At 59.9% G+C, this 21,488-nt stretch carries 19 protein-coding genes and 2 tRNA genes; 10 read left to right on the forward strand and 11 right to left on the reverse strand.

The window, feature by feature from the left end; translation table 11 throughout:
- Window positions 1-23 precede the first annotated feature (23 nt).
- Entirely contained in the window at window positions 24-503 is a 480-nt protein-coding gene (locus tag MHX65_RS03685; protein WP_005277878.1) for a ribose-5-phosphate isomerase, read from the reverse strand.
- A gap of 119 nt (window positions 504-622) precedes the next feature.
- Between MHX65_RS03685 and MHX65_RS03690 the strand changes: the two genes are divergently transcribed.
- Window positions 623-1,024, forward strand: coding sequence for a hypothetical protein (locus tag MHX65_RS03690; protein WP_239268739.1), 402 nt, complete (start codon window positions 623-625; stop codon window positions 1,022-1,024).
- Here MHX65_RS03690 and MHX65_RS03695 read toward each other — a convergent pair whose 3' ends face one another.
- The gene (locus MHX65_RS03695; RefSeq protein WP_239268741.1) at window positions 1,025-1,648 is read right to left on the reverse strand and encodes a mycothiol-dependent nitroreductase Rv2466c family protein; all 624 of its coding nucleotides are present in this window, start codon (window positions 1,646-1,648) and stop codon (window positions 1,025-1,027) included.
- Between the two features lie 98 nt (window positions 1,649-1,746).
- On the opposite strand from MHX65_RS03695, the gene pepN reads away from it, so the two are divergent.
- A complete protein-coding gene (gene pepN, locus MHX65_RS03700; protein ID WP_239268743.1) occupies window positions 1,747-4,263 on the forward strand; it encodes an aminopeptidase N in 2,517 nt (838 codons plus the stop codon).
- Between the two features lie 3 nt (window positions 4,264-4,266).
- Here pepN and MHX65_RS03705 read toward each other — a convergent pair whose 3' ends face one another.
- On the reverse strand, window positions 4,267-4,956 hold the full coding sequence (locus MHX65_RS03705; protein ID WP_239268745.1) for an SDR family oxidoreductase: 690 nt from the start codon (window positions 4,954-4,956) through the stop codon (window positions 4,267-4,269).
- Window positions 4,957-5,035: 79 nt separating this feature from the next.
- On the opposite strand from MHX65_RS03705, the gene MHX65_RS03710 reads away from it, so the two are divergent.
- Complete coding sequence (locus tag MHX65_RS03710; RefSeq protein ID WP_239268747.1) at window positions 5,036-6,907, forward strand: FAD/NAD(P)-binding protein; 1,872 nt, start codon at window positions 5,036-5,038, stop codon at window positions 6,905-6,907.
- A gap of 26 nt (window positions 6,908-6,933) precedes the next feature.
- On the opposite strand, the gene MHX65_RS03715 is transcribed toward MHX65_RS03710, so the two are convergent.
- Window positions 6,934-8,091, reverse strand: coding sequence for a cystathionine gamma-synthase (locus MHX65_RS03715; protein ID WP_239268749.1), 1,158 nt, complete (start codon window positions 8,089-8,091; stop codon window positions 6,934-6,936).
- 155 nt (window positions 8,092-8,246) lie between these two features.
- Here MHX65_RS03715 and MHX65_RS03720 point away from each other — a divergent pair, with 155 nt between their 5' ends.
- Together MHX65_RS03720 and MHX65_RS03725 are read left to right on the forward strand one after the other, a co-directional pair.
- Window positions 8,247-9,251, forward strand: a complete 1,005-nt coding sequence (locus MHX65_RS03720) for a mechanosensitive ion channel family protein (protein ID WP_034659037.1) — start codon at window positions 8,247-8,249, stop codon at window positions 9,249-9,251.
- Window positions 9,252-9,635: a globin gene (locus MHX65_RS03725; protein ID WP_239268751.1), complete on the forward strand. Its 384-nt coding sequence runs from the start codon at window positions 9,252-9,254 to the stop codon at window positions 9,633-9,635.
- Window positions 9,636-9,766: 131 nt separating this feature from the next.
- On the opposite strand, the gene ald is transcribed toward MHX65_RS03725, so the two are convergent.
- The 6 genes from ald to MHX65_RS03755 form a co-directional block, all read right to left on the reverse strand.
- Window positions 9,767-10,858 carry an alanine dehydrogenase gene (gene ald, locus MHX65_RS03730; protein ID WP_239268753.1) on the reverse strand — a complete coding sequence of 364 codons (1,092 nt, stop codon included), beginning with the start codon at window positions 10,856-10,858 and terminating at the stop codon, window positions 9,767-9,769.
- 257 nt (window positions 10,859-11,115) lie between these two features.
- Window positions 11,116-11,754, reverse strand: a complete 639-nt coding sequence (locus MHX65_RS03735; RefSeq protein WP_239268755.1) for a hypothetical protein — start codon at window positions 11,752-11,754, stop codon at window positions 11,116-11,118.
- Window positions 11,755-11,796: 42 nt separating this feature from the next.
- Window positions 11,797-12,210 (reverse strand): acyl-CoA thioesterase, encoded by a 414-nt coding sequence (locus tag MHX65_RS03740; RefSeq protein WP_239268757.1) that lies wholly within the window; start codon window positions 12,208-12,210, stop codon window positions 11,797-11,799.
- 12 nt (window positions 12,211-12,222) lie between these two features.
- Window positions 12,223-13,893, reverse strand: coding sequence for an energy-dependent translational throttle protein EttA (gene ettA / locus MHX65_RS03745; RefSeq protein WP_005277855.1), 1,671 nt, complete (start codon window positions 13,891-13,893; stop codon window positions 12,223-12,225).
- Between the two features lie 110 nt (window positions 13,894-14,003).
- Window positions 14,004-14,600, reverse strand: a complete 597-nt coding sequence (locus MHX65_RS03750; protein WP_239268759.1) for a single-stranded DNA-binding protein — start codon at window positions 14,598-14,600, stop codon at window positions 14,004-14,006.
- A 192-nt stretch (window positions 14,601-14,792) separates the two neighbouring features.
- Window positions 14,793-16,844: a cytochrome c oxidase assembly protein gene (locus MHX65_RS03755; RefSeq protein WP_370657783.1), complete on the reverse strand. Its 2,052-nt coding sequence runs from the start codon at window positions 16,842-16,844 to the stop codon at window positions 14,793-14,795.
- Between the two features lie 66 nt (window positions 16,845-16,910).
- Between MHX65_RS03755 and MHX65_RS03760 the strand changes: the two genes are divergently transcribed.
- The 3 genes from MHX65_RS03760 (at window position 16,911) to cmrA (ending at window position 18,874) form a co-directional block, all read left to right on the forward strand.
- The gene (locus tag MHX65_RS03760; RefSeq protein ID WP_239268763.1) at window positions 16,911-17,834 is read left to right on the forward strand and encodes a LysR family transcriptional regulator; all 924 of its coding nucleotides are present in this window, start codon (window positions 16,911-16,913) and stop codon (window positions 17,832-17,834) included.
- A 40-nt stretch (window positions 17,835-17,874) separates the two neighbouring features.
- Window positions 17,875-17,948 (forward strand) — tRNA-Arg (locus tag MHX65_RS03765).
- A 125-nt stretch (window positions 17,949-18,073) separates the two neighbouring features.
- On the forward strand, window positions 18,074-18,874 hold the full coding sequence (cmrA, locus tag MHX65_RS03770; RefSeq protein ID WP_239268765.1) for a mycolate reductase: 801 nt from the start codon (window positions 18,074-18,076) through the stop codon (window positions 18,872-18,874).
- On the opposite strand, the gene MHX65_RS03775 is transcribed toward cmrA, so the two are convergent.
- Window positions 18,871-20,415, reverse strand: coding sequence for an alanine/glycine:cation symporter family protein (locus MHX65_RS03775; RefSeq protein WP_239268767.1), 1,545 nt, complete (start codon window positions 20,413-20,415; stop codon window positions 18,871-18,873). The genes cmrA and MHX65_RS03775 overlap by 4 nt on opposite strands.
- Window positions 20,416-20,575: 160 nt before the next feature.
- Here MHX65_RS03775 and orn point away from each other — a divergent pair, with 160 nt between their 5' ends.
- Both orn and MHX65_RS03785 read left to right on the forward strand, forming a co-directional pair.
- Window positions 20,576-21,217, forward strand: a complete 642-nt coding sequence (gene orn, locus MHX65_RS03780) for an oligoribonuclease (protein ID WP_239268769.1) — start codon at window positions 20,576-20,578, stop codon at window positions 21,215-21,217.
- A gap of 49 nt (window positions 21,218-21,266) precedes the next feature.
- Window positions 21,267-21,342 (forward strand) — tRNA-His (locus tag MHX65_RS03785).
- Window positions 21,343-21,488 lie beyond the last annotated feature (146 nt).

A 21,488-nucleotide genomic window follows, 5' to 3' on the forward strand; every position in this document is an offset into this window, starting at 1 on the left:
TCTATTTAAGGAACCTGGCGGTTTTAGCGCGGGTCCTTGGGCAGCTCGGGTGGGATATTGGTGCGCTCGTATTCTGCGAGGATATCGATGCGGCGCTGGTGACGCTCGGCGCGGGACCATTCTTGATCCAAGAAAGCATCCACGATTTCTAGGGCCTCTTCCTGCGAGTGCATGCGCCCGCCGATGCCGATGAGCTGCGCATTATTGTGCTCGCGGGCTAGGCGTGCCGTTTCTGGCGACCATGCCAGCGCACAGCGCGCGCCCTTGACCTTATTGGCGGCAATCTGCTCGCCATTTCCGGATCCACCTAGCACGATTCCCAGGGAACCTGGATCGTTGACGGTGCATAGGGCCGCTTCAATGCAGAATGCGGGGTAGTCATCCTCGGCGTCATAGGTATGAGCGCCGCAATCGATGACGTCATGGCCTTGTTTGGTGAGGTGTTCAGAAATCAGGTTTTTGGTCTCAAAACCTGCGTGGTCAGCTCCAAGATATACGCGCATAGCCCCTACAGTACCGGCACCGCCGCCTTCTGGGCACCACTTTCTACAACCTATTTCGTTCATCGTCCGGTGCTGTTAAGCTAAAGCGCAGATTACGTGCTGCATAGAAAGGCTAAAGCATGGCCCCTCGCGTCCTCGCACTCTACGGCAGCATCCTTGCTATCGCGGTGCTGTTATTTGCGGCGAATATCTTCTTAACCAATAAGAACTACCTCGTGCCGCTTATTCATACCGTACTTTTCACTGTCGCCCACCTTGTTCTTGGGCTGTGGTGGCTGAATCAGAGGGTACTAAAGAAAAATCGCCTCGGCGGTTTAGCCGCGGTGATTGGGGTGTTATCCCTGCTTACCGCGGCCTCATGGGCTACGTGGGTGGCCGCCGCTTGGTCAGAATTTCAAGCCCAGACGGCCCTGCCCATTATCAATATCGCCGGGGTGCCGGCGTTTTTACTCACGCCGGTCATCGCGGTGTGCTGCCTGGCCGCCGCCGTGCGCCGCAAGCAAGGCCAGCAGCGCTCATAACTAGTCCTCTTCTACCTGTGGCATCTCTGTGCGAGAGCGCTTGAGTTCGAAGAAGTAAGGGAACTGGGCTAGGCGCACGGAGGCATCGAAAAGCTCACCGGCTTCCTCACCCGTGGGAACGCGGGTAATAACCGGGCCGAAGAAGGCGGTATCGCCCAACTTAATAACCGGGGTTCCTACCTCATCGCCCACGGAAGAAATGCCGTTGTGGTGGTATTCGCGCAGCTTCTCGTCGTACTCCTCGGTGCGTGCCACCTCCGCAAAGTCTGCGGGGAGGCCAACCTGCTCTAATGCCTGGGCGATGATCTCGTCATAGCCGCCATCCCCCTTCTTTCCGCCATTGCCCTTGGCGTGAATCAGGGTGCCCATGGCGGTATAGAGCTCGTCTACCTTTTCTGGCTGCTCGGTCTTTACCTTGGCAAATACGCGGGCAGGGCCCCAGTTGGCCTCCATCATCTCCATGTATTCGGGATCGAGATCGCGGCCATCATTCAGCACCGACAGGGACATCGGCTCGAATTCCACCGTAATATCGCGGACCTTTTCTACCTCTTTGATCCAGCGGGACGTTGCCCATGCGAAGGGGCAGGAAGCGTCGAACCAAAACTTAACTGGGGTGGTCATTATTCCTCCTTGAAATAAGTGCAGTTTGCCCCACCACTGTAAACGCGCTGCTAACCTTGATGCATCACTATTTTCGTTAGCAAAGGAGAATCTAGGCAATGACCTCTGTAAACCTCACGTGGGAGGAAGCAAAAAATCGCTCCCAGATGCTCAAGGTTGAGCATTACGATGTCGCTTTAGACCTTAAGCATTCCGATACCCACTTCCTGTCCACCACCACGGTGCGCTTTAGCACCCAGGAGGCCGGTTCTACCTTCATCGATCTGCGCGCGGACAAGCTGCACGAGGTGCGCCTGAACGGAAACCCGCTGCCCACGCAGTCCTATGACCCCACCTACGGCATTCCCCTCTCCGGGCTGCAGGTAGCGGATTACACGCTCAAGGTCACCGCGGAGATCCCCTTCTCCCGCACCGGCGAAGGCCTGCACCGCTTCGTGGACCCTGCCGATAACGAGGTCTACCTCTACACCCAGTTTGAAACCGCCGATGCCAAACGCGTCTTTGCCTGCTTCGACCAGCCGGATCTGAAGGCCACCTACTCCCTGCACTTTAAGGCCCCAGAGGAGTGGACCATTATCACCAATGGCCCGGTCACCCGCGAGGGCGATACCTCCCATTCTGAGATCGACTACCCGCTATCGACCTACCTGGTTGCCCTGTGCGCAGGCCCCTACCACGAGGTCACCGATACTTGGCGCGGCGAGCTGACCGAGCACCCCGAAGGCAAGCCGGCGCAAAAGCTCGAGGTCCCGCTCGGTATTTACTGCCGCGCCTCGCTGGCAGATTCCCTCGATGCCGAGCGCCTTTTTACTGAGACCAAGCAGGGTTTCGACTTTTACCACCGCAACTTCGGCTTCCCCTACCCCTTTGGCAAGTACGACCAGATTTTCGTCCCAGAGTTCAACGCCGGCGCGATGGAAAACGCCGGTTGCGTAACCCTCCGCGATGAATACGTCTTTACCTCGCAGGCCACGCACTACAAGTACGAGCGCCGCGCCGATACCGTCCTGCACGAGCTCGCCCACATGTGGTTCGGTGACCTCGTGACCATGCAGTGGTGGAATGACCTATGGCTCAACGAGTCCTTCGCCACCTGGTCCGCGGCCATCTCGCAGGCGGAAGAAACCGAATACGATACCGCCTGGGTCACCTTTGCCAACGTGGAAAAGTCCTGGGCCTACCAGCAGGATCAGCTGCCTACCACCCACCCCATTTCCACCGATGCCAGCGATATCGAAACCGTGGAGCAAAACTTCGACGGTATTACCTACGCCAAGGGCGCCTCGGTGCTCAAGCAGCTGCAGGCCTACGTTGGCCGCGAGAACTTCCTCGCCGGCGTGCGCCGTCACTTCGCCGCTCACGCGTGGGGCAATGCCACCTTCGACGATCTGCTCCGCCACCTCGAGGAGGCCTCCGGGCGCGATCTCTCCTTCTGGGCACAGCAGTGGCTGAAGACCACCGGTATTAATACCCTGGCGGTTGCCACGGGGGCCGATGATGACGGCACCATCACCCAGGCGCAGCTCACCCAGCGCGGCGATACCCTGCGCACCCACCGCGTTGCAGTGGGCCTGTACAGCACGCAGGACGGCAAGGTTGTGCGCACCGAGCGCCTCGAGATGGACGTGGATGGCGAATCCACCGAGATCCCAGAGCTGGTCGGCCGCAACCTGAAGGACATCGACTTCATCCTGCCCAACGATGACGATCTGACCTACTGCCTCATCGATTTGGATGCAGGATCCCTGCAATTTCTGCTGGATAATATCGAGAAATTTGATGACCCCATGGCGCGCACCCTGTGCTGGTCCACCGCCTGGGAGATGACCCGCGCCGGCACCATGCGCGCCCGCGACTTTATCCGCTTGGTGGCCCGCGGTATGAAGGCGGAGACCGAGCTCGCCGTCCTCGAGCGCATCGTCTCGCAGGCCTCTACCGCACTGAAGAACTACGCCGATCCGGCGTGGGCGAAAGACAGCACGGTTTTGGCGCAGGCGCTTGTCGATGGCGCCCGGAGCACCGATGCGCAGCGTTCCATCATCTGCACGCAGGCGCTGTCTAGGATTCGGCTGCACCAGCCGGCCCGCGACTACCTGCACGATCTCCTCGCGGATTCCGATGATGCCGGGCTGCGCTGGTCCGCCGTCGCAGCGCTCGCTGCCGCGGGTGCGCTTGCCGATGCCGAGGCCGCCATCGCCGCCCAGCTCAAGCGCGATAATTCCGCTACCGGCTACTACTCTTCCCTGCGCGCCCACGCCGCGATTGCCACCGCGGATAATAAGCGCGCGGTATGGGAAGAAATCGTAGCCGGGGATCTCACCAACCGCGAGCTCACCTCGAAGCTGGAGGGCTTAAACTACCCGCACTCCGATGATCTCTTACCCACCGCGGAATTCTTCGAGGTGGCCGAAAAGATCTGGGACTCCCAGTCCTCCGAGGTGGGCCTGACCACCGTTACCGGGCTATTCCCGTCCTGGGATATCAGCCAAGATGGCCTCGATCGCGCCGATGCCTTCCTGCAGAAGGATCTGGCAGGCGGCCTGCGCCGCACGATTACCGAGCAGCGCGACCGCGTGGCCCGCGCCCTGCGCAACCGCGAGGTCGACGCCGCTTAATGCTTAGTTCTTGCGGAGGTTCAGTTCGATGCGCGGGCGCACCTGAATCTCCGTGAGCTGGGTGGTGGGCCCAGCCTCCACGACGGTGCGGATGGCGCGCGCCACCTCCACGGGCGCAATAACCTCGTTCGGGTTGTAGTCCTGCAGGCCCTCCAGCATCGGGGTATCGGTGGGCCCCGGCGCCACGGTGGAGACGCGGATGCCGGGTTCGGAGATACGCAGGGCATCGGCAAGCGCATACAGCGCGTGCTTCGTCGCGGCATAAACCACGTTATCGCCGTAGCTCTTGCGCCCCGCCCCCGAGTTGATGAAGACGACGGTGCCCTCCGCCTTGCGCAGCTGCGGCAAGAGCGCGCGAGTAACCTCCGCTGGCGCGTGAACGTTTAAGTCCATGTGGGCGCGCCAATCGTGCGGGGTGGCCTCTTCCACCGAGAACTTCGTGGCGCGTGCCGCGCCGTGCACGAGCACATCGACCCGCTCTAGCTCGGGCAGCTGCATGCCCTCATCCAGCCCGGCTACCAAGTCGCTGGCAACCGGCGTGATATTTGCGGCTTTCGGCAGCTCATCGGCTCTGCGGCCCAGCGCATACACGTGGTGATCGCGGGCGAGATCCTTGATGATCTCGCGCCCCATGCCACCGGTGGCACCGGTAACGACGGCGATTTTCTCTGGCACATTCGTGGTATCAGTCATGCCACCCCATCATAGGGAAAATGGATGCTAGCGGTGCGCGGCGTTCGTCCCCGTTCCGCGATGTGGAACGATAGGGGCTATGGCTACTCCTGCAATCGCGATCGTCGGCATGGGCCCGCGCGGCATCTCTATCTTGGAACGCCTCGCCGCTCGCATGGATGATTCCAGCTCCCCCGTCACCGTCCACCTCATCGACGAGGCCCAGCACGGCGCCGGCCGGGTCTGGGACACCGCCCAAACCAAGACCCTGTGCATGAATACGCGCGCTGGCGCCGTCACGCTTTTTACCGAGCCCGGCGCGACGGTGAACGCCCCGGTGCTCGAGGGGCCAACGCAATACGAGTGGATCCAGCTGCTGCGCGGTGAGGGCGATAAGGTAGCTCCTGCCAAGCGCGAGCTTTATGCACAGCACCCTCCCGCCCCACACATTGCCACCGAGTACCGCGCGGAGCTGGCCGCCACCCGCCCAGAGTCCAATCCCACGCGCGCTTTATACGGCGAGTACCTGCGCTGGGTCTATGACGTGGTGCTGGCGCGCCTGCCGGAGAGCATTTCCACGGTGAGCCACCACCACCGCGTGGAGACCATCACCACGGATGGCTCAGCCGATATCCTGCACCTGGACGATGGCTCGCAGGTGCACGCCGATGCCTCGGTCCTAGCCTATGGCTGGATGGCGCCGCGCTTTAATGACGAGGAGCAGCACTTGGCGGAATCCGGGCTGCACTGGATCGCGCCGGGCAATCCCGTGGAACAAGACTATAAAGCCATTCCCGCCGGCGAAGACGTGCTGGTACGCGGGCTTGGCATGGGTTTTTATGACATCATGGCGCTAACCACCATTGAACGCGGTGGCAAATTCGTCGAGGATGCCACCACTCGCTCTGGCCTGCGCTACGAGGCGAGCGGGAAGGAACCACATTTCATCGTCGCCTCCGGCCGCGGTTATCCCTTCCATCCCAAGTCCGAGTACAACGAGCTGCCGCCCACGATGCCGCGGCGGCGGTTGCATGGGGTCATCGGAAAGCTCAAGGGCGCCGAGGACATCGACTTCGACGCCCAGGTTTGGCCCGCCATCGCGCGCGATAGCTACGAGGCGTATATCACCACGCTGGAACGAGTGAATCCGGCAGCTCTCCTTCGCCCGCGCGAAGAGATCCTCACGGTCATCGATGCCACCGCGCCTGACGATCTCGGCACCGCCCTTGCTCCCCTAGTCACCCAGCCGTGGGATATGACAGACCTTATGTACCAAGTTGCTGGATTTACCGGCGATATTTCGGCGCTCACCGCCCACATTGCGGATTCCCTGGCGGGCGATATCCAGGAGGCGGCCGCCGGGTATGATTCGCCCATGAAGGCCGCGCTGTGGTCACTGTCCCAGTCGCGCAAGCCCTCCTCCATCCTGGGTGCAGAAGGCCGCTATACCCGCGAGTCCCGCACAGGCCGCTACGCGCAATTCATGTCCTTTGGGCAGATGGTGGGCTCGGGCCCTCCGCTGTTCCGCGTGCGCCAGCTGCTCGCGCTTGTCGATGCCCACCTGGTCCATTTCCTTGGTGATCACCCCACCCTCGCGATCGAGTCAGACCATTACACCCTGACTTCTGGCCCGCGCTCGGCATCGTCGCCCACGCTTGTCGATGCCTTCATGCACAAGCCCGATATCCGCGTCGCCGGCGATCCGCTCACCCGCGGATTGGCCGAGGGTGGCCGGGTGCGCCCGTTTGCTGATCACGGGCAGGACACCGGCTCCCCCGAAACCGATGGTGCCACGCGGCGCACCGTCCACCCAGATGGCAGCCTGGATGAGCGCCTGCATATCGTGGGCATTCCCACCTATGCGCAGTGGCCGGATACAACGATTTCCCCCATGCCGGGCACGGATCCACTCATGCTGCAGGAAACCGATAAGACCGCCGGCTCCCTGCTCAAGGTTGCCGGCGGCCGGTAAACTCGCGGTTGCGCTGTGAGCGCGATTTAAAGGGCGTCGAGCGCCTGCTGCAGATCCGCTAGCAGGTCATCGATGTCCTCGATGCCGATGGAGATGCGCACCATGTCTTCCGGTGGCACCAGTTCCGATCCTTCGGCCGAAACGTGGGTCATGTTCTGCGGGTGCTCGATGAGCGATTCCACCCCGCCCAGCGATTCCGCCAGGCAAATAAGGCGCGTATTCAAACAAATCTGCTTGGCGTGCTCTGGGTCGTGGAAGCGCACGGACATCATGCCGCCGAACCCGCGTATCTGCTGCGCCGCCAGTTCGTGGCCCGGGTGCTCTGCCAATCCCGGGTAGCGCACCTGCTTAACCTCTGGGCGGGCCTGTAAGAATTCCGCCACCTTTTGCGCATTGGCGCAGTGGCGATCCATGCGCACGCCAAGGGTCTTAATGCCACGCGCAGTCAGGTAGGCATCGAAAGGCGAGGCGACCGCGCCCACGTTGCCCTGGAAATACAGCAGCTGCTCATCCACCTCGGGGTCATTGGTAACTACGGCGCCACCGAGGACATCGGAATGCCCACCCAAGTACTTCGTGGTGGAGTGCAGAACGTGGTCCGCGCCGAGTGCGAGGGGGTTCTGCAGGTACGGCGTGGCGAAGGTATTATCCACCAACACCTGCGCATTGCCCTTGACCTTAGCCACCGCCGCAATATCGGTGATATTCAGCGCCGGGTTGGTCGGGGTTTCCAGCCAGATGAGCTTAGTATTGTCCTTTACCGCAGCGGCGACGGCATCGACATCACAGGTGTTGATAATGGACATCTCCACGCCCCACTCCGTGAAATCATTAAGCAGGCGATAAGAACCGCCGTAGGAATCATTGCCCAAAATGACGTGATCGCCGGGGCGCACCAAGATGCGCACCATCGTATCGGCGGCTGCCATGCCGGTGGCAAAGACGCGGGCGTAATCCGCGCCCTCCAGTGCAGCCAAGGTCTTCTCGAGGGAGCGCACCGTCGGGTTGGCCACACGCCCGTATTCAAAGCCGCCGCGCAGTTGCGCGAGGCCATCCTGGGCGAACGTGGTCGAAGCGTAGATCGGCACGTTGATGGATCCCATGTGCGGATCCGGGTGATATCCAGCGTGAATGGATCGGGATGAAAATCCTTTTGCCAAGTTATGTGCGCTGTGTTCAGTCATGCCTCCCAATCGTAGACTAAGCGGTTCATCCACACCGGCCATTCGGCAATTTATATTCTGCCCTCTCCACGCGTTGCCGATTCGGCGCCATCAGTGAGATTTCAGGATTTTCTCTAGAATGGGTGCGGTTAGTTTGTGTCCACGATCAAGAAAGAATGATGAGTACGAACCTATTTACCATGGCTCAGGGCGCTGCAGAGAAAAAAGACGATGCAGTAGAGTCCGTATCGAGCTTCTGGAACGACGAGAACGTTCAACTTTGGCTTATCGAGCGACCCATCCGCATCGGCCTCATTATCATTTTGGCCTTCATTGCGCACTGGGCGCTGCGCCACCTCATCAACCGGCTGGCGAAAAACAGCATTAAGGCCTCCACCCTCAAAAAGCCCAGCCGCAGCCGCAGCAGGTCTGCGGAGGACGGCCAACCGGATGACACCCTGCGAGAAACCAGGGAGGCGCGCCGCGCCTCGCGCATTAAGACCCTCGCCGGCGTAGGGCGCTCGGCGGTCGCCATCGTGGTCTGGGTTTCTGCCGGCATTGCCATCCTGGACGAGTTGGAAGTCAACGTCGCCCCGCTGATCGCCTCAGCCGGTGTTATCGGTGTTGCCCTCGGCTTCGGTGCGCAGGAACTGGTCCGAGACTTCCTCTCCGGTATTTTCATGCTCATTGAGGATCAATACGGCATTGGCGATGTCATTGACCTGGGCAACGGCGTCTTCGGTGACGTCGAGTCCATTTCCCTGCGCATTACCACCGTCCGCGATATCGACGGTGCCCTGTGGTACGTCCGCAATGGCGAAATCCTGCAGGTGGCTAACCACTCCGATGAGTACTCCGTTGCCCGCATCCAAATCCCCGTCGGGCTATCCAATGACCCAGAGGTTGCCGGCGAGGTCATCGACAAGGCCGTCAAGGATGCCGTCAAGGACGAAAAGATCCGCAAGATGGTGCTCAGCACCCCGCGCATCGACGGCATGTCCAAGTTCGAGCCGGATTACGTATCCTTCCGCGTGTCCACCAAGACGCTGCCGGGCCGCCAGTGGGATGTCCAGCGCTTTGTCCAGTCCCGCGTCCTCAACGTCATGCACGCAGAGGGCATTACCACCCCGTACCCACACGGCATCGGCATTGCCAATCCGCATAAGGGAGACGATGCCTAAATGAATTCCGTCTATGAAGCCATCGGTGGCACCCCTACCTTTGAGCGCCTCGTGCATGGCTTTTATGACCAGGTCAAAGAAGATGACGTGATTGGTCCCATGTACCCGGATCAGGATTGGGAAGGCGCGGAACAGCGTCTTACCTGGTTCCTGATTCAGTACTGGGGCGGTCCCCAACACTTCTCCGAAAACCGTGGCCACCCGCGCCTGCGCATGCGGCATGCGACCTTCCCCATTGGTATGGAAGCCCACGATCGCTGGCTCGAGCTCATGGGAAAGTCCCTCGATAGCATCGAGGAAGACACCATCCCGCCGGCGTATCGCACCATGCTTTGGGATCACATGCAGCGCGTCGCCGCCATGCTCATCAACAGAGCGCCTTAATTTTTCAACTGCTTGTAGCGCTGCCTGTGCAAGCGTTGCAAGCTGTACAAAGAGGCCCGCGCACTTTCACATTAGGTAGTGCGCGGGCCTCTTTTACTGTGCGCTAGCGCCAAGTTAGCGCTGCCGGATGCTTAGTCTTTCCAGTCGAAAGCCTGGCGTACCGGCTCAGATACCAGCTTGCCCCCGCGGGTCATCACGCCTGAGCGCAGACCTGGGAAGCGCTCGATCGCGGCATCCAGGTCGTCGTTAGCCACCGCGCGGATATACGGCAGCGTCGCCGAGGCCAAGGCGCGGGCCGAGGTATTGGCCACCGCACCGGGCATATTGGCCACGCAGTAGAAGAGGGTGTCGTGCACCTTGAAGGTCGGCTCGTCGTGGGAGGTCTTGCGCGAGTTCTCGAAGCAGCCGCCCTGGTCGATGGCGACATCGACAAGCACCGCGCCCTCCTTCATCTTCTTCACAGTCTCCTCGCGCACCAGCTTCGGTGCCGCAGCGCCTGGAATCAAAACGGCGCCAATGACGAGATCGGCCTCCTCCAGCTCCTTATCCAGCGTGGACGGATCAGAGATCAGGGTGCGTACGCCGCCGGCGTACTGGTCATCAAAGCGCTGCAGGACGTGCGGATCCACGTCTAGGACCGTGACTTCTGCGCGTAGACCGTGCGCCATGGCCACGGCGGACGCTCCTACCTGGCCACCGCCGATGACCACCACGCGCGCAGGCTGGGTGCCCGGAATGCCGGAGACCAAGAGGCCGCGGCCGCCCTGGGTGGACAAAAGGTGGTGCGAGCCCTCAATAACGGCCAAGCGCCCGGCGACCTGGGACATGGGGGTCAGAAGCGGCAGGGTGCCGCGGCGGTCCGTAACGGTTTCATAGGCAATCGAGGTCGTCTTCGATTCCGTCAGCGCCTCCGTCAACGGGCGATCCGCCGCCAAGTGGAGGTAGGTAAAGACGGTGAGATCCGAGCGCAGGTACTGGTACTCCGACTCCAACGGCTCCTTTACCTTCAGCAGGAGCTCGGCCTTGGCCCACGTCTCGTCCGCAGAATCGACGATGGTGGCCCCAGCCTCTACGTACTCCTCATCGGGGAAGGACGCGCCGACGCCCGCGCCCGTTTCAATGAAAAGCTCGTGCCCATCAGTAACCAAGGTCCGCACCTCGGTTGGGGTGAGGGCGACGCGGCTTTCATTATTCATGATTTCTTTGGGTACAGAAATGCGCACGGAGGTTCTCCTTCATGTGTTGGTTACAGAGGCGAAAATTTACTTCTCGCTGTCAGGTTAACGCAGAATGAGAAAGAGAATATAAGTTTGTGCGTATTTCACGAACGGGGGTGGAAGCTAAAATCCCGTTTTCCCAGATACCGCAGTATATAGGGTTAAAAATGCGCGCACCGGGGATACCCACTACCCCCGACTATTGGGTTATAGGTATTAATCACTGTCCGTTTTGGGTAACGGAATACCAGATTCGGGGAGTTTTACAGCACGGATAGCCGCGTGGAACGGTAGATGCTGCCAAACGGTGCATCAAGGCGCACCCACCGGCCAAGGCTCGATACACGCAGGTGTCGCGGAATATCCATGGAGGCAGAAAACCCCGGAATTAAGCCCAGGTTGGTGCAGGCGAAGATCATCCGCATCGGAATTTCCACCGTTTGGCCGTTGCCCTCAACCGTGACCACGGTCTGATTAAGCAAGCTGGGCGGCGGGCCCATGGGTCCAGAAAATTCCCGGGTCAGCTTCTGCCCCTGGTCCGAGAGCTCGCGTACTACCGTCACCGGCAGGGTATCTACCACGCTAAAGCCGGTCGCCGGGGGCAATGCGCCCGGCCACGACGCATCGCGGGACGGGCCGAGTTCCATAACACCGGTGCCATCGTTTTTCGCGAGCTGTTGCTCCAGCGTCTCCGCGGACCCCACTGCCCCATCGCGAGAGGCTTTCCCCTGCACCCGCCGGGAGGCGACAACCTCGAAGGGGGTGGTAACGAAGGCATCAACGACGTCATCGGCAAGCTGGCGCAGGCGCACCGATGCATTCGCGTCTACCCCGACTGCGCGCGCAAGAAGGGCCCGTAAGCCAGGTCCTCCGCTGCGAACTTCAAGCGACTCGGTGACCATGGCTTGCGGGCCCTACCTTTCTATGTGTGCACAGTGCGCCGTTTAAGAGGCGCTCATCTGCAGAATATCCTTTTCCTCATCCGTCAACGGGCGCGGGGTGTGCTTCTTCTTGTCAATGACAACCTGCACACAGTTCACCGTGGCCGCTACCTCCCCAGCAGCGGTCTTGACATGCTGGGTCGTGGTAAAGGATGACGAACCGATCTGGGAAACGGAGGTTTCCACGATGACGTGGGCATTGCCCTCAAAGGGAATGGGCCGCATATAGTCCACGTCGAGATGACGCACCAAGGCCATGAAATCGATGCCCTTGGCATAGATATTCTCCTTGGCAAAAGCCAAGCGTGCCTCCTGGGCAACCTCGATATAGTTGGCGTTCATCATGTGGCCGTACATATCGAAATCGCCCCAGCGGGTGGGCACTTGGTGGGTATGCGCGTTATCGGTCGCCATCATTCTCCTCAGGGATTATCGGGTGAGCTTGCGGTGAGTGACGCGAGAAGGACGGGCGGCGTCTTCTCCCAGACGCTCCACCTTGTTCTTCTCATAGTCACCAAAGTTACCCTCAAACCAGAACCATTGCCCCTCGGCAACGTTTCCTTCCCACGCCAGAATGTGGGTACAGGTACGGTCCAAGAACCAGCGGTCGTGGGAAATAACAACGGCGCAGCCCGGGAATTTCTCCAAGGCGTTTTCTAGCGAACCCAGGGTTTCGACGTCCAAGTCGTTGGTTGGCTCGTCAAGAAGGATAAGGTTGCCGCCCTCTTTCAAGGTCAGCGCCAAGTTCAAGCGGTTGCGCTCACCGCCGGAGAGCACCTTCGACGGCTTTTGCTGATCCGGGCCCTTAAAACCGAAGGCGGAAAGGTACGCGCGCGATGGCATCTCATTTTGGCCAACGTGAATATAATCCAGCCCGCCGGAGACGACCTCCCACACCGTAGCCTCTGGGTCGATATTCTCGCGATTCTGGTCCACGTAGGACAGCTTGACGGTCTCGCCGACCTCAACGGAGCCATCATCCGGTTCTTCCAAACCAACGATGGTCTTAAACAGCGTGGTCTTACCCACACCGTTCGGGCCGATAACACCGACGATGCCATTGCGCGGCAGGGTGAAGGACAAGTCCTTAATCAGGGTGCGATCATCGAAGCCCTTGACCAGGTTCTTTGCCTCGACGACCTTATTGCCCAAGCGTGGCGGCGTAGGAATCTGGATTTCCTCGAAGTCCAGCTTCTTATACTTCTCCGCCTCTGCAGCCATCTCTTCGTAGCGCTCCAAACGAGCCTTGTTCTTGGCCTGGCGAGCCTTGGCGCCGGAGCGTACCCATTCCAGCTCGTCCTTCAAGCGCTTGCGCAGCTTGGCGTCCTTCTTGCCGGCGACCTGGAGGCGCTCTTGCTTCTTATCCAGGTAGGTGGAGTAATTACCCTCGTACGGGTACAGCTTGCCGCGGTCCACCTCACAGATCCAGCCGGCCACGTGATCTAGGAAGTAACGGTCGTGGGTGACGGCTAGGACGGCACCTGGGTAATCCGCCAAGTGCTTTTCCAGCCATTCCACGGACTCGGCGTCCAAGTGGTTGGTGGGCTCGTCCAAAAGTAGCAGGTCCGGCTCCGTCAACAGGAGCTTGGCCAGGGCCACGCGGCGGCGCTCACCACCGGAGAGGTTGGTCACCGGGGCATCGGAAGGCGGGCAGCGCAATGCCTCCATCGCCTGCTCGATCTTGGAATCAACCTCCCATGCATCGGCGGCATCCAAGTCCTCTTGCAGCTTGCCCATTTCCGCCATGAGCTCATCGCTGTAATTGGTCGCCATCTCTTCGGCGATTTCCTCGAAGCGCTGCTTCTTTTCAAAGATATCGCCGAGGCCCTCCTCGACGTTGCCGCGCACGGTCTTTTCTTCATTCAGCGGCGGCTCCTGCTGCAGGATGCCCACGGTGGCACCCGGATCGAGGAATGCCTCACCGTTAGAAGGCTGATCCAAACCGGCCATAATCTTCAGAATGGAGGACTTACCGGCACCGTTGGGGCCGACCACACCAATCTTGGCGCCCGGGTAGAACGCCATCGTGACATCATCAAGGATGACCTTATCGCCAATTGCCTTGCGCACGTTTTTCATCGTGTAGATGAATTCGCCCACTTTTTACCCCTTTGCAAAAATTTGGGAGACGTATTTATCTACACAAACACTACATCAGAATGCGCGCCTAGGTGCCTCGGGTCGGGCGAACCCGAGGCGGATGGCAGGCGCTATGCATGCACGGTTTCGGCGGCCTCCTCTTCTTGCGTTGCTACTTGCTCGCCGTCCTGGGCTGCTGCACTATTTCCCGCTTGGATGCGGTCTGCAGCGGTATCAGCGGCGGTATCGCCCGGCGCGGAGTTATCTACGTCCGGTTCCACCTCATTATCGCCAAGCTCAGGGATGGCGATGTTTTCCTGGTTATACTGCGGCGCCAAGCGCTTTGCGCCGATGACGTGGCGGTTTAGGTCTAGGCCCACATACTGCGCCTTGATAAAGGTGCGGTAATGGTCCTTGCCCTCATCATCGCGCCACTGATCAGAGACGATCGAGCCGCAGACCAATAGCGGCATGCCCTTGGCCAGGGATTTCTTGACGTTGATGGCAAATTGGTTCCACATCTCCACGTCAATAAAGAGGTGGTCTACATCGCGCCACTGCTGCTGGCCGCGTTGGTTTTCGGCGTCGGTACCGGTATCGGCGGGGCGATCAGGAACGCGCCGGGAGGATGCGATGCGCAGCTTGGTTTTATATGCGCCGGTCGAGGTCTTGGTCAGGATGGGATCTTGGGTAAGGCGGCCGGTTAACATTACTGGGTATTGAGACATGGTGCTGAAATTCCTTTACTAGGTTGTGAGTTCGCGAGTGGTATGTCCCTCGCTCGCCTTCACATCCTGCTGCCGCAGCGCAAACCGCACCATGCCATGCCGCCCAGCGCTGTGGATAACTTGTTGTTCCCCTCAACAAAGCGGCCCCAGGATGGTCACTTTCGGGCGGGTTATCCACAGGTGGGCAATAAATTAGTGCCCGCGGAAGCCGCTTTCATCGCCGTGGCTCATGTCCTCCAGCATCGCGTTATAGCGGGCGAGCTCAGCATCGTCGTCCGCCTCCGCCTGCACATCGTGGCGCCGTGCGGTCGCGCGGTCATCGCGCAGCCAATCCAAAAAGAGCTTGCCAAAGACAATGACCAAGGGGAATTGGCCAAAGCCCCAGGCAATACCCCCGCCCACGCGCTGATCCTGCAGCAAGTCCTGATCCCAAGGCAGCTCGAGATACTGATAGAAGTCGAGGCCAAGCACCGTTTGCAGCTGCATCAGGTAGACCCCGGCGAAGAGGTGGAAGGGCATCGACAAGAAAAGCATGCCAAGCCGGAAGGGCGTGGAATGGCGCTTAGGCAAGGGATCTGGGCCAATGACCTCCCAGAAGTAGAAGTAGCCGGAAATGAGGAACACGTAGTTCATGATGAGATGGCCGGCGTGCTCCGAAATGGCGAATTCGTACAGGCTCGGGAAAAGATAGAGCACGTAGAGGAAAAAGAGGTACTGCGCCAAGTTCACGAAGGGATTGGTAATGACCCGCACGAACTTAGATTGGGTCAGCGCCAAGGCATAATCGTGCGGGCTCGGCTGCCCCTTTGGACCCGGCTCGTAGGCCTCCATGACCAAGGTGACGGGCGCGCCTAGCACCATGAGCAGCGGAATGGTCATGGACAAAATCATGTGCACCAGCATGTGGATGGAATACATTGCGGGCATGTACAGGCCGAGGCCGGTGGACATGACAAGCGTAAGGCCCAGCGAGCCGACCATAAACCACGCGGTGCGTCCCTTGTCCCAGCTCAACCCGCGCTTGTGCACGCGGTAAACGCAGTAGCCATATGCCGCGGCCATGAGCAGGCCAATCGTGCCAAACATGATGTCAAAGCGGAACATCGTCCAGATATTGAATACCGTGGGCGCCTCATGCAGGTTATAGCCCATGAGGATCTGCATGGAGCTCAAGTTCGGATCCCGCGGTGGCGGCGGCACGGTGCGCCCCAGGGTGATGGCTACGCCAATCGTGCCCGCCATGACCGCGAGCTCCACGATGGCGATGCGGATAAAGAGCCGCGGGTTTTTATCTAACTGCGGGATGGTGAGTTCGCGGTGGATAAGCCCCAAAATGCCCAGCAGGATGGTGAGCACGAACTTGGTGATCAGGATAATGCCGTAAGGCGATTGCGGCAGGTCCGAAATATCCATCCGGATGAGCGTATTGATTAGGCCGGATACCGCCAGCACGACGATGGCCATGAAAGCGATGGCGGAATATCGCTTGACCGCGAAGGGGAGGTTCGGGCCCAGGCGCCGGCCATGCGCGATGAGCGCCATGAGGCCGCCCACCCACAGCATCACAAATACCAGGTGCCACAGCAGCGAGTTCGTGCCGTAATCGTGATCGCCACCGGTCGCAGAGTGGCCTTCAAGGCCGATGGGGACTACTTGCAGGATGGACAGCAAAAGCAGCACCGGCTGCATGGCCCAGGTGCGGCTGAGGCTGCCAATAATTCCCACGGTAAGGGCGATGAGCACCGCAATGCCCCACACGATGGTGGAGGAAATTTCCGTAAAGGCCATTTTCAAAATGGTCAGGTTGAAGACCTTAAAAAACGGCGTGCCGGTCAGGTCCGACATGATCATCGGGATTTCTACCAGCCCCACGGCCGCAGCACCGAAGGCCGACCACGTGCCAGTGCGGGCGGCGATATGGCCGTCGACCGATAAAGGCGCCTCGATGAGGGAATCGTTCTCCCCGCGCGGGGCGATGAGAAACGACGAGGCCAAAAAGGACCCCACGGATAGCGCCATCAATAGCCACGCCAGCCCACGGAACAGCGGCAGGCCGAAGGTGGTAATCCGTCCTGGGTCCGGAATGCCCAAGGCGGCCAAGGAATCCGCCAATAAGAACAAGGAAATGAACCCGGCGAGCAAGCCAGTAAAAAGCATTGCTGCAATAAAAATCCCCCAGGAAGGACGGGGTTTTTGCGTTCCAGACTGCGTGCCTTTGACCAGCTTATTGACCATAGCTCGCATTCTATAGGGCCACCCTAATGCAAAGCGAACGCATATTTTCTCCCTGGATGTGCCATGATAGGACTTATGGACACCCGTCAACTTCTTTATTTCCGTGCCGTTGTAGACAATGGGTCCTTTACCCATGCCGCCGCAGCCCTCGAAATGACCCAGCCCTCCCTGAGCCTTTCCATCCGCAAATTGGAAAAGGAGCTCAATACCCAGTTGCTGTCCCGGGGTCGTTCGGGCGTAACCACCACGGAGGCAGGTGATTATGTCTATGACACCGCCCTTAAGGTCGATGCCCTGCTGGCCGATGCCCAGCGCCACATCAGCGAAATCACCGGCGATAACGCCAATACCGTCTCCCTGACGTCGTGTCCCATTTTGAACTGGGAATTTACCCCCTCCATCCTCTCCGAGCTCACCGAAATCCACCCCTCAGCTCGCATCAGCCTGGATGATTCCACCGCCGCCACCGCCATCAAGCGGCTCTTGGAGGGCCAGGTGGACCTCGCGCTCTTGCCGACGTCCGACCCCAAAGCCTTCATCCGCCGCTACTCCCCCGAGCTCACCGTCCACGACGTCGCCGAATTCGACTACTCCCTTGCGGTGCCAGAGAGCATGGCAGATCTTCCTTCCCCCGTCTCCTTGCAGGACTTGCGCGAGGAAACCTGGCTGGTTCCTCCCCACTGCCGCGAGCTTCCCGGCATGGCGGAGCTTTACGATGAACTGTGGGAACACCACCCCTCCTACAAGCCGGATCACATTCAAGACGTCGCATCGCTGCATGCCGCCATCCCGATGATTTCCAGCGGCTTTGGCATCAGCTTCATGCCGCGATGCGCCCCCGCACTGCATCCGCAGGGCATCGCTAAACTAACGGTCAAAGAGGATCTTCCACGATTCCATGCCATCTTGGCGTATCGCTCCGACCGCGAACTGACCCCTGCCGCCCAAGAATTGATCGAAATTCTGCGCGCGCACGATTCCGCCCGCCCCCTGGCTTAGGAATCGCCGTGGCTGTGGGCTAATATGAGTGTGCTGTCCAGCCCCCATAGCTCAGCGGATTAGAGCAGTGGGTTTCTACCCCATGTGTCGCGGGTTCGAGTCCTGCTGGGGGCACCGTCTGAAGTCTCGAGGCATCGTTTCTTAAAGCTACGATGCCTCGAGACTTTTTCGCAGCGTGCCGGCTTTTTGTCTACGCTGGGGTCTTTAGAACCTAGCCCCCCCCTTCGAAAGGCTCGACAATGTCACTTCCGGCACCATCTCGTACCTCCTACGCCCTAGTTACGGGCGCTAGCCAGGGCATCGGCAAGGCGATGGCCCACGATTTCGCGGCGATGGGCTATAACGTCATCCTCGTTGCCCGGCGCGGCGAAATCTTGGAAGATTTAGCCACAGAACTTCAGCGCCGCCACCACATTGAGGCCAGTGCCCTACCCGCGGATTTGGCCACCGATGAGGGCGTCGAGGCGGTCATTGACACCATCTCCTCCAAGAAAGTCTCCATCTTGGTCAATTCCGCCGGCATCGCCAGCTTCGGGCCCTTCATGGACCAGGACTGGGGCTACGAGACCTCCCAATTCGCCTTAAACGGCACCGCCGTGCACCGCCTGACCCGCGCCGCGCTGGAACACATGCTCCCGCGGCGTGCGGGCGCCATCTGCAATGTGGGCTCAACGGCCGGCAATATCCCCATCCCCAATAACGCGACCTACGTCTTTACCAAGGCCGGGGTGAATGCGTTTACGGAGGCGCTGCACTATGAGCTCAAGGGCTCTGGCATCAGCTGTACCCTGCTAGCTCCTGGGCCGGTACGTGAGGCGACCATCGCCGAAGAGGACCAGACCATCGTGGATAAGGTCGTGCCCGATGCGCTGTGGACCACGTATGAGTCCTGCTCCAAAGAGACCATCGCGGCCATGCAAAAAGGCCAGCGACGCGTGGTCCCTGGCCCCTTGTCAAAGGCGATGAACGTGGTCAGCAAGGTGCTGCCGACCCCAGTCATCGCGCCGCTCATTGGGCGGTTTTATTCCCAGATGAGCTAGCGTTCCGCATTCTCGCCGGCGGCTTGCTTGCTGGCCGCTTGTGCCGCCGCACGGGCGTTTTTGCGGTCCACCCAGAAATCGGCATTCTTGATGCCCACCGCCTCTGGGTCGAATTCCGGATCCTTGCCCGCCTTCTTTTGTTTCTCGTAGTCCTTCAGGACCTTGAGCGCCGGCACCTGCAGGAAGAGGACGGCGATGATATTTAGCCATGCGGTGGTGCCCACGCCGATATCGCCCAGCGCCCAGGCCGAGCCCGGAGTCGTGGTAGCACCCACGATGACCGAGACGATAATCAGGATGCGCAGCGCCCATACTAGGCCGCGACGAACCGCGCGGGACTTGACCCAACGGTTGAAGTAGGTCAGGTTGACCTCGGACATGTAGTAGTACGCCAGCACGGTGGTAAAGGCGAAGAAGGCAATGGACACGGCGATAAACGTCGGGCCCCAGCCAGCAAAGACGCTATCGAGGCCGGATTGGACGAAGCCGGGGCCGACTGCGACGTCATCGGGAAGCGAGCCTTGGTAGACAACCTCGCCATCCTCGGATTCGCCGCGGAAGACGGTGTACATATCCGTGGAGATGATCATAAACGCCGTTGCGGAGCACACGAAGAGGGTGTCGATGTACACGGCGAAGGACTGCACGAAGCCTTGCTTGGCCGGGTGGGAGACCTCCGCGGCGGCAGCGGACTGCGGGCCGGTGCCCTGGCCAGCCTCGTTGGAGTAAATACCGCGCTTAACGCCCCACATGATGGCCACACCCAGCATGCCGGAGAACCCGGCCTCGAGGTTAAAGGCAGACTTAAAGATAAGGCCAAAGACCTCTGGGATCTGCGAGTAGTTGATGAGCATCACGACGATGGAGATGCCGATGTAGATCGCAGCCATAAACGGCACGACTAGGGTGGCGAAGTTAGCGATGCGCTTGACGCCACCGATAATGATGGTGGCCAAAATGCCGGCCAGGACTACCGCGGCCCAGGTGGAATTGATACCCCACGCGGTATCGGCCGCTGCGGCCACAGCATTGGCCTGAATGCCCGGCAGGAAGTAGCTGGTGGCCAAAATCATGGCGATGGCAAAGAGGATGCCATAGACCATCATGAACGGCGCAGCCTTGGTGTGCTTATACGCCTTTTCGATGTAATAAGCCGGGCCACCGCGGTACTCGCCGGTGTCCTGGTCCTTTTCTTTATAAATCTGCGCCAGGGTGCACTCGATGAAGGAGGTGGACGAGCCCAAAAGCGCCACAGCCCACATCCAGAACACCGCACCCGGGCCACCGAAGGCAATGGCCGTGGACACGCCGGCGATATTACCCACGCCCACGCGGCCGGATAGAGAGACCATCAGCGATTGGAAGGAAGAAACACCGTCGTCAGATTTTTCGCCCTTGGAAATTTGCCGCAGCATATCCGGTAGGCAACGGACCTGCAGGCCCCGCGTTATCACGGTGAAATAAACACCCGCACCCAAGCACAAAAACACGAGGGCGGGCGACCAAATTATGGAATTGAGGGCATCGAGAAAGTTTGCCATCGAGAAACTCCTTAGTCATTCGCACCTCCCTTGTGAAGCACGATATAGAAAGTATGCCGTAAATCACTCCCCCGTGTCGGTAAAACGATAGGTAAATTTTTCTTTTGCTTTTCGGGGTGCAGATCGGGGCGCGCGGAGGGCCCCGTCAGTCGGGGTTAGAATGGAACGCATGTCTTCTCCCGAAATCGCCGCAAAATATGATCGCCTCGTGTGGATCGACCTGGAAATGACCGGCCTCGACCCGGAACGCCACGTCATCGTCGAGGTGGCCGCAGTCATCACGGACGGCAACCTCAACATCCTTGGCAAGGGCATCGATCTCGTCGTCCACGCCACCGAAGAGGAACTATCCCAGATGGATTCCTTCGTCACCGAAATGCACGCAAACTCCGGCCTCGATAAGGAAATCCACCAGTCCACCACGACCATCCGCGAGGCCGAGGACGCGGTACTGGCGCTCATCAACGAGCACTGCGAGCACCCGGCTCCCCTAGCCGGCAATTCCATCGCCACCGACCGCACCTTCATCCGCACCTATATGCCGCGGCTAGATGAGGCGCTGCACTACCGCATGATCGATGTCTCAACCATCAAGGAGCTCGCCCGGCGCTGGCACCCGCGGGCCTACTACAACCAGCCCGATAAGGGCATGGCCCACCGCGCGCTGCAGGACATCATCGAGTCCATCCGCGAGCTCGATTTCTATCGCCGCAGCGTCTTTCGCACCGATGAGGGCCCAACTTCTACCGAAGCCGAGGAGCTCAAGGCCGAAACCACCGCCGATTACCAGGCGTTTTTGTAATTTACGCGGCGTGAGTTAACCTATATCTCGTTGCTTTCGCGCAACGATGGTGGCTGTAGTTCAGCTGGTAGAGCACCAGGTTGTGATCCTGGTTGTCGCGGGTTCGAGTCCCGTCAGCCACCCCAATCTCCCGAGCCCCGTGCTCGGGATTTTTTATATCTCCACCACCATTTCCTCCGAGCGGGCCCTCCCCGCGAGATCCGGCATGTCTCCGGTAATCAGGAACTCATCGACGCCCAGCTGCTTGCCGATGCCCCTTAGTTCCTCCCCC

The sequence above is a fragment of the Corynebacterium sp. ACRPS genome (assembly GCF_022346005.1).
In the GTDB taxonomy this organism is placed as follows: Bacteria; Actinomycetota; Actinomycetes; order Mycobacteriales; family Mycobacteriaceae; genus Corynebacterium.

Bases quoted from the DNA above. Each gene is read 5' to 3' on its own strand.
- MHX65_RS03735 (WP_239268755.1), bottom strand. From the start codon at position 11,754: ATGGTCACCGAGTCGCTTGAAGTTCGCAGCGGAGGACCTGGCTTACGG.
- MHX65_RS03705 (WP_239268745.1), bottom strand. From the start codon at position 4,956: ATGACTGATACCACGAATGTGCCAGAGAAAATCGCCGTCGTTACCGGT.
- MHX65_RS03760 (WP_239268763.1), top strand. From the start codon at position 16,911: ATGGACACCCGTCAACTTCTTTATTTCCGTGCCGTTGTAGACAATGGG.
- MHX65_RS03690 (WP_239268739.1), top strand. From the start codon at position 623: ATGGCCCCTCGCGTCCTCGCACTCTACGGCAGCATCCTTGCTATCGCG.
- cmrA (WP_239268765.1), top strand. From the start codon at position 18,074: ATGTCACTTCCGGCACCATCTCGTACCTCCTACGCCCTAGTTACGGGC.
- MHX65_RS03775 (WP_239268767.1), bottom strand. From the start codon at position 20,415: ATGGCAAACTTTCTCGATGCCCTCAATTCCATAATTTGGTCGCCCGCC.
- MHX65_RS03695 (WP_239268741.1), bottom strand. From the start codon at position 1,648: ATGACCACCCCAGTTAAGTTTTGGTTCGACGCTTCCTGCCCCTTCGCA.
- MHX65_RS03740 (WP_239268757.1), bottom strand. From the start codon at position 12,210: ATGATGGCGACCGATAACGCGCATACCCACCAAGTGCCCACCCGCTGG.
- pepN (WP_239268743.1), top strand. From the start codon at position 1,747: ATGACCTCTGTAAACCTCACGTGGGAGGAAGCAAAAAATCGCTCCCAG.
- MHX65_RS03725 (WP_239268751.1), top strand. From the start codon at position 9,252: ATGAATTCCGTCTATGAAGCCATCGGTGGCACCCCTACCTTTGAGCGC.
- MHX65_RS03755 (WP_370657783.1), bottom strand. From the start codon at position 16,844: ATGCGAGCTATGGTCAATAAGCTGGTCAAAGGCACGCAGTCTGGAACG.
- orn (WP_239268769.1), top strand. From the start codon at position 20,576: ATGGAACGCATGTCTTCTCCCGAAATCGCCGCAAAATATGATCGCCTC.
- MHX65_RS03750 (WP_239268759.1), bottom strand. From the start codon at position 14,600: ATGTCTCAATACCCAGTAATGTTAACCGGCCGCCTTACCCAAGATCCC.
- MHX65_RS03720 (WP_034659037.1), top strand. From the start codon at position 8,247: ATGATGAGTACGAACCTATTTACCATGGCTCAGGGCGCTGCAGAGAAA.
- MHX65_RS03710 (WP_239268747.1), top strand. From the start codon at position 5,036: ATGGCTACTCCTGCAATCGCGATCGTCGGCATGGGCCCGCGCGGCATC.
- MHX65_RS03685 (WP_005277878.1), bottom strand. From the start codon at position 503: ATGCGCGTATATCTTGGAGCTGACCACGCAGGTTTTGAGACCAAAAAC.
- MHX65_RS03715 (WP_239268749.1), bottom strand. From the start codon at position 8,091: ATGACTGAACACAGCGCACATAACTTGGCAAAAGGATTTTCATCCCGA.